At 63.5% G+C, this 7,059-nt stretch carries 4 protein-coding genes, 1 tRNA gene and 1 pseudogene; 4 read left to right on the top strand and 2 right to left on the bottom strand.

Translation table 11 applies throughout. The features are described from left to right. A pseudogene (locus tag ACLQI9_RS29760) lies at nt 1–303 on the bottom strand (SAM-dependent methyltransferase); the annotation flags it as partial. An 809-nt stretch (nt 304–1,112) separates the two neighbouring features. On the opposite strand from ACLQI9_RS29760, the gene ACLQI9_RS29755 reads away from it, so the two are divergent. From ACLQI9_RS29755 to ACLQI9_RS29740, 4 genes are all read left to right on the top strand, one after another. After that, nucleotides 1,113–2,306, top strand: coding sequence for a Fic family protein (locus tag ACLQI9_RS29755; RefSeq protein ID WP_442392637.1), 1,194 nt, complete (start codon nt 1,113–1,115; stop codon nt 2,304–2,306). Between the two features lie 874 nt (nt 2,307–3,180). Then, nucleotides 3,181–5,646, top strand: a complete 2,466-nt coding sequence (locus ACLQI9_RS29750) for an MMPL family transporter (protein ID WP_442381612.1) — start codon at nt 3,181–3,183, stop codon at nt 5,644–5,646. Between the two features lie 354 nt (nt 5,647–6,000). Further along, entirely contained in the window at nt 6,001–6,141 is a 141-nt protein-coding gene (locus ACLQI9_RS29745) for a hypothetical protein (RefSeq protein ID WP_442381594.1), read from the top strand. A gap of 16 nt (nt 6,142–6,157) precedes the next feature. Continuing rightward, complete coding sequence (locus ACLQI9_RS29740) at nt 6,158–6,841, top strand: tyrosine-type recombinase/integrase (protein ID WP_442381592.1); 684 nt, start codon at nt 6,158–6,160, stop codon at nt 6,839–6,841. 146 nt (nt 6,842–6,987) lie between these two features. On the opposite strand, the gene ACLQI9_RS29735 is transcribed toward ACLQI9_RS29740, so the two are convergent. Continuing rightward, a tRNA-Arg gene (locus ACLQI9_RS29735) sits at nt 6,988–7,059 on the bottom strand.

The raw sequence follows: 7,059 nt of genomic DNA, 5'->3' as shown, positions 1-7,059 counted from the left end.
CCTGTCGATGGTGTCCACCACCATGACACCGCGGGGATGCAGCAGTTTGGTGGCCAGTGCGGCATTGGGCGCGTAGGACTCGGTGGCCACCATCGTGGGCGGGAACTTTTCGGCGCCGGCCAGCGTGTGCCCATCGCCGGTTTGGATATCTAGGGCGGCTGACGCGTTCGCTAAATGTTGGCTCATCAGTCGCTGGTAGCCCCACGACGGGCGTTCCTCGGTGGCCCGGCCATTCAGCCACGAAAAGTCCCAGCCGTCGACCGGCGCCGCAGCGGCTTGTGCTAGTAGATCGTCAAACTGCATCGGCCATCAACATCGGTCATTGTGTCAGCGTCCACTTCTTGGTCGCAGCCCGTCCCTCATCTCCGCTTCCCAAAATTCGATCAGGGTGTCGTAGCCGGGTCCCTCCATTCCTTGTTTTCCAGGAACTTGCTCAACCTCGCGTCGCTAAAAACCCCCGCCGCTTTTCATCATGTCTCACGCTCCGCCAACGTGTAAGCCGTCAAAGTCGGGCTGTACACCACCACGCGCAGCCCCACACCGGCTGTGGTTGTCAGACTCTCGGATTGTGCATGCTAGATCGACCCGAGGGTCGGCTTCGGCCGCGTACGGCGCGTCCAGCAGGGTGAACATTTCATGCTCCACGGCCTGCCGGCTAGCTCAATAGCTCCCATGGGGTGAGAAGGTGCAGTCCGGATAGGGTTGCTGGCGGCCGCGGCCGCCAGCGCCGGCCCCGAACCGTAGGGCCCGAACACCACGTCGGGCCGGCTCGCCGCGGCGGCCCGTATCGCGGACGCCGCGGAGGGGTAAGCGTCGATCACCTCCAGACTTACTCCGGAATGCTCAGCCCACAGAGCGAGGGCCCGAGTTCACTGCTGCGTCCTCCTTCTGTGCGTACGACTAGTCTTTCGCCAAGTTACGGCGCTGTTGGTCGTAGTCGCCGGAAGCGCCCAGGGCATGTCCGCTGAAGTCCGCTACGCCGGTGTGGTAACCGGTCACGGCGTGAGGATGGTGCATTCTTCTGATCTCATTTGAAACGACGCCGTCGATAAGTGGGCGTTGCGGCGACACTTACACCCACTTATTTACCTAACTGGGTGTACAGTCGTGGAATGGACCCACTTGCCGGCACCGCCGTCGAGTACGAGACGCTGCCCTGGGACATCTCGCCCGCCGCATCATATGTGCGCGCGGCGCAACAACAGCAGGGCAACTATCAGGCGGCGATTAGCGCAAACATCGCCGACCTGACTGTCAACCTGCCGTCCGACGTGCTCGCCGACGCCGAAGACGCCAGTCGCGAGGTCACCCGATTCGACGCCGAGCTCGGCGGCGAGATCGCGCCGTTTTCGTCGGTCTTGTTGCGAACCGAGTCTGCAGCCAGTTCCAACATCGAGAACCTGACGGCATCGGCGCGAGCCATTGCCGAGGCCGAGCTGCCGGGGGCCAAGACGACCGCCAACGCCAAGATCATCGTCGCCAACACTGCGGCGATGGTCGCCGCGATCAACCTCGCGGACAACATCGACGCTGACGCGATCCTGGCGATGCACAAGGCGCTAATGCGCGACGTCGACCCGAAATCCGCCGGCCGGTGGCGCGAAGAGCAAGTCTGGATCGGGGGAGGCACCCACGGTCCGCGCGGCGCCATGTTCGTGCCACCGCACCACAGCCGCGTTCTAGCAGCCATCGACGACTTGCTCCGCTTCGCGCAGCGCGACGACATCCCCGTACTACCCCAGATCGCGTTGGCACACGCCCAATTCGAGACGATCCACCCCTTCACCGACGGCAATGGTCGCACAGGCCGGGCACTGATCCAGGCGATGTTGCGCCGCAAGGGATTGACGCGAAACGTCACCGTCCCGGTATCGGCTGGGCTACTGACCGACACCGATTCGTACTTCGCCGCGCTGACGGCATACCGCGAGGGCGACTCCGCCCCGATCGTGCGCCGCGTATCGGAGGCGGCTGTCGCGGCGGTCTTCAACGGTCGTGAGCTGGTCAGTGAATTGCACGCCGTGCGCGCAGAGTGGAACGACAAGATTACCGCACGTAGCGATTCAGCCGTGTGGCAGATCGCCGATCTTCTACTGCGCCGCCCGGTCATCAATACGGCACTGCTGACCGAGGAGTTGGGCATCGAGTCGAAGCACGCGCGCCGATACCTCGAACCCTTGTCGGGGGCAGGCATCATCATCGAGACCAGCTCGGGCCCACGCAGCCGCGTCTGGCGCTCGCCAGAGGTCATCGCAGCACTCGACGCCTTTGCCGACCGCGCGCGCCGGGGCGGGCTGGGACGATGACGGGCAAGAGATGGCCGCTATTCGAACTTGCGACCACTTGACCCCCAGTCGGACAGGGGACGAAATTGGTTGTCTTGCAATGACTCTCGACCCGACCTGACCTCTGGAAACCGTATCAAGCCGTCCCCTGCCAACCCGCCGAGTTCGCACCTAGTGACAACGTTGTGACAACGTCGTGACAACTTAGTTAGGCATGACGCAGTGAACAGTGACGCAGTGATGCTTTTTAGAGCGGAACGTCAAGGGTGTCATGTGGACCCTGCCCAAGAAGATGTTCGAGCTTCTCGGTGGCCGTCTGACCGGGAGGCTTGCCGTTAGTTTCATCCCGAGCCGAACGCAAACGGCCGACTCCACGGTGGCGTGGACACCCGAGCCGGCACCTCTCCTCGCCCATTCGGTGGTCTATGCCGATGGCGGTTCGAAGTGGGTCCCGGGCAGTAGCTCGTTCGTGGCGCTGCGCCTTGCACCGCAGCGTGGCCGGAGTCGGTAGCTGGCCTCACCGTTCGCGCGGTGGCTACCGTCGTGGCTGCCATCGCCTGCCATTTGCCGACCGGCCTGTCAGAAGCGGTCTGGTCGAACGCAGTTCATATTGGCTGACCGCCTACACGTCGATGTCTGGCTCTGTATACGTCGAGCCGGTGCGGACGTTGATCGCGACTGCACCGGCGTGCTCGCTCGTCGGCGATTAGACCGCTGCACGAGCAGGAGGCTTGACTGCACCGCCGCAGCCGCTGACCCGCTTGTAACCTCAGGCACGGGAACTGAGTTGATCGAATTGACGCGCCGGCAGCAGAGCGACACCAGTTAGGGGTTTAACGTTTTCGCCTGGTGGGGCCAAACTGTATACCGCTACCGACTCATCGTGGTCGGGGTGATGGTGGCGTTGTGCCTGGGTGGTGGCGCGTTCGGTGTGAGTTTGGGCTCACATGTCACCCAAAGCGGCTTTTACGATGACAACAGCGAGTCGGCGGTGGCGTCGCGCCTGGGTGACCAGGTGTACGGCAGGGACACCTCGGGCCATATCGTGGCGATCTACACCGCTCCGGACGGCAAGACCGTGGATCACCCGGACTTCGACAAGAAGATCCTCGCCAATCTCGCCCAGGTTGAAAAGGACCACCCGAACCAGATCCTTCGGTCTATTGGCTATTTCAAGAGCCCGGACGTGCTGAGGAACATGGCCGACGCATCGAAGAAGCGCGCGTTCATGTCGATTCAGCTCAAGGGCAATGACGACGACACCATCCTCAACAACTACAAGATGGTTCAGCACGACTTCGCCATCGCGGGCGTCGACGTGAAGCTGGCGGGTCTGCTGCCATTGGCCAACGAGCTGACCGGGACCATCGCCACAGACCAACAGCGGGCAGAAGTGCTTGCCGTGCCGCTGGTGGCGGTCGTGTTGTTCTTTGTGTTCGGCGGTGTGGTGGCCGCGAGCCTGCCGGCGCTGGTCGGCGGGCTCAGCATCGCCGGCGCGCTGGGCATCATGCGACTCGTCGCGATATCCGTGCCCGTGCATTATTTCGCGCAGCCGGTGGTGACGCTGATCGGTCTGGGCATCGCCATCGACTACGGGCTGTTTGTGGTCAGCCGCTTCCGTGAGGAGATCGCCGAGGGCTACGACACCGAAACCGCGGTGCGGCGCACCGTGATGACGGCCGGGCGCACCATAGCGTTCTCGTCCGTGCTCATCTCGGCGTCCGTGGCCGGCCTGTTGCTCTTCCCGCAGGGCTTCCTCAAATCACTCACCTACGCCATGATCGCCTCGGTCACGCTGGCGGCAATCTTGTCGATCACGGTGCTGCCAGCCTTCCTGGGGATCCTGGGCCGCCAAGTCGACGCCCTTGGCGTGCGCACGCTCCTGTGGGTGCCCTTCTTGCGCGACTGGAAACCCACCAACCGGTGGCTGAACTGGTTGGGCGATCGGCTGCAGAAGACCAAGACCCGGGAACAGGTCGCGAACGGGTTCTGGGGCCGGCTGGCCAACCGTGTGATGAAGCGGCCGTTGCTGTTCGCAGCCCCCATTATCATCCTTCTGATTTTGCTAATTCTCCCGCTGGGCAACCTCTCCCTGGGCGGCATCAGCGAAAAGTACCTGCCGCCGACCAACCCGGTGCGCCAGGCGCAGGAGGAGTTCGACCGGACCTTCCCCGGTTTCCGTACCGAGCCGATCACGCTGGTAATCCAGAGCACCAAACATCGGCCTGTCACCGACGCCCAAGTGGCTCAGGTCCGCAGCGAGGCGCTGACCATTGCGGGATTTACTGACCCGAACAACGACCTGGCAAAAATGTGGAGCGAACGCCCGTACCTCGACGGCGCGTCGAAAGATCCGTCGGTGCGTGTGATCCAAAACGGCCTGATGAACCGCCTTGATGCCCACGCAAAGGTCAACGATCTGAGGTCGATCTCGCGGCCGTACGGGCTCACCTTGCGGGTGGGTGGTACACCCGCACTTGAACAGGACAGCGTTCGGACTATTTCCGCGAAACTGCCGCTGATGATCGTCATTTCGGTGTCCATGACCACGCTGCTGATGTTCCTGGCGTTCGGATCACTGGTGTTGCCGATCAAGGCCGCAATGATGAACGCGCTGACGCTTTGCTCGACGCTGGGCGTGCTGACGTGGATATTCGTCGACGGCCATTTCTCCAAGTGGCTGAACTTCACGCCCACCCCGTTGACAGCCCCGGTGATCGGGCTGATCATCGCCGTCATTTACGGCCTGTCCACCGACTACGAGGTCTTTCTGGTATCTCGTATGGTCGAGGCCCGCGCGCGCGGGATGCCCACCACGGAGGCCATCCGCACCGGCACAGCGACCACCGGCCGCCTCATCACCGCAGCGGCGCTGGTCCTCGTCGTGGTCGGAGGCGCGTTCGCCTTCTCCGACCTGGTGATGATGAAGTACATCGCATTCGGCCTGATCACCGCGCTGCTGCTCGACGCGACCGTGGTCCGGATGTTCCTCGTGCCGTCGATCATGAAGCTGCTCGGCAGCGAATGCTGGTGGGCGCCGCGATGGATGAAACGACTGCAGAAGCTGATCGGGCTCGATGAGACCGAGCTGCAAGACGAGCGCGAGCCATCAGCCGCGCCCGCGCAGCAGGAGGAAGTTCTCGTTGGGGCGGGCGCGCCCTTGCCGGAGTGGGCTCCGCATGACCCGACGCGTCCGACTGTCGAGGCTTCCCTCCCCTCGGGGGCCACGTCATTGGTGGCCACACCGTCGGAGGCGACGACCACGCCGATGCCGAACGCCGGCGACGCCACCTCGCCGGCACAACCCGCCGACGACGCCAAGCCATCGCCGACACCGCGCGGAGACGGTTCTTTAACCTAGAGGATCGCAAATATCGCTGAGAGCGCTAGGAATTGGGGCTAAGAGATTCTGCAGCGCGTTCATGCGTGCGCGCCATCATCGATCACTTGGAGGCCGCGCTGCACACTGGCGGGCCGGCCGGTCGCGGGAAACGTGGCATGACCGGAGGCGAAAACAGCAGCGCCGGTGCTATTTACACGTTTCTCCTGGCTGTGTGCTGGTAACCGATGGTTGAACGCCGCCAACTACCACCGCAAATCAAACGCGTCGAGTTGACCCGTCGCGCTGGCGGGCGACCGGTCGTTCGGTGCCAACTGACCGTCGACGTAGGCATCGTCGACGGGAAACGCAAGCAGCTCCGAAAGTGTTACGCCAATGAAACAAGAGGCCCGCAAGGCGCTCGACGAGATCCGCGGCGACGTTGCCAAGGGGACGTACGTGCACCCCACCACGATCACAGTCGACAAGGCAATCGAGGACTGGCTCTTGTCCCGCCACGGCATCAAGGCCAAGTAAATCCGGCTATGCCGGCGTGCTCGCACCGGTGCGCTCCGAGCTGGGACATCTCCCCGTCCAAAAGCTCACCCACCGCGACGTCGACGAACTCATCCAGCGCCTGCGCGACGGCTCGGTGGCCCGCGCGAAAGGGGAAGGGAGACGTCGTAAATGGGGGGCTCGGTCGTGCAACTACATGCTCGTCGCGCTTTCCCAGATCTTCAAGCAGCTCGTCAAGGATGGCAAGGTTGTGCGGAACATCGTGGAGGACGTCGACCGGGTGCCCGACACGCCGAAGAAGTTCGCCACCCACACCCCGGCACAGGTGGAGCAGGTGCTACGAACCATCCGCGGCGACCGCAACCGCCATGCCGGGCACCTGGCCCTCTACGGGCTGCGGCGCGGTGAGATTGGCGGGCTGCGGTGGACCAACGTCGATTTTGAGGCCCGGACATTGACCATCGGGCCGACACGCATCAGCGTGGACGGTAAGGCCGTTGAGCAGGACGATGCCAAGTCGGAAGACTCGGAGCGGACACTTCCCATCCCCGATACGCTGCGCGTCGAATTGAAGGCCGCGCGCAAGCGCCAGGCGAAGGAAGAGCTCGCATTAGGCGCCGCCTATCGGGCCGACGGCTACGTGGCGTGCAACGAGGTCGGCGAGCCCTACCACCCCGACACGCTCTCCGAGATGTGGACCAAGGCATCCCGCCCGCGGTGATCGCAGCGTGGCTCGGCCGTTCACGATGCGCACCTACGTGCACCCCCAGCCCGACGCACTCGCCGAGGGCGCGCACAGTTTGGCGCCGATCGTGACAATCTTCCCGGCAGCTAACGGGGTTTCAGCGTGTTTCCGCTGGTAAAAAGCGCGCCCGAAGAGATTCGAACTCCCAACCTTCTGATCCGTAGTCAGATGCTCTATCCGTTGAGCTACGGGCG

This window comes from Mycobacterium sp. (genome assembly GCF_052143115.1).
Lineage (GTDB): Bacteria > Actinomycetota > Actinomycetes > Mycobacteriales > Mycobacteriaceae > Mycobacterium.
The sequence above is the reverse complement of the archived record's forward strand: the minus strand, read 5'-3'. Positions and strand labels throughout refer to the sequence as shown.

Excerpts from the sequence above, each read along its gene's own strand:
- ACLQI9_RS29745 (WP_442381594.1), top strand. The coding sequence starts at position 6,001 with ATGAAACAAGAGGCCCGCAAGGCGCTCGACGAGATCCGCGGCGACGTT.
- ACLQI9_RS29755 (WP_442392637.1), top strand. The coding sequence starts at position 1,113 with ATGGACCCACTTGCCGGCACCGCCGTCGAGTACGAGACGCTGCCCTGG.
- ACLQI9_RS29750 (WP_442381612.1), top strand. The coding sequence starts at position 3,181 with ATGGTGGCGTTGTGCCTGGGTGGTGGCGCGTTCGGTGTGAGTTTGGGC.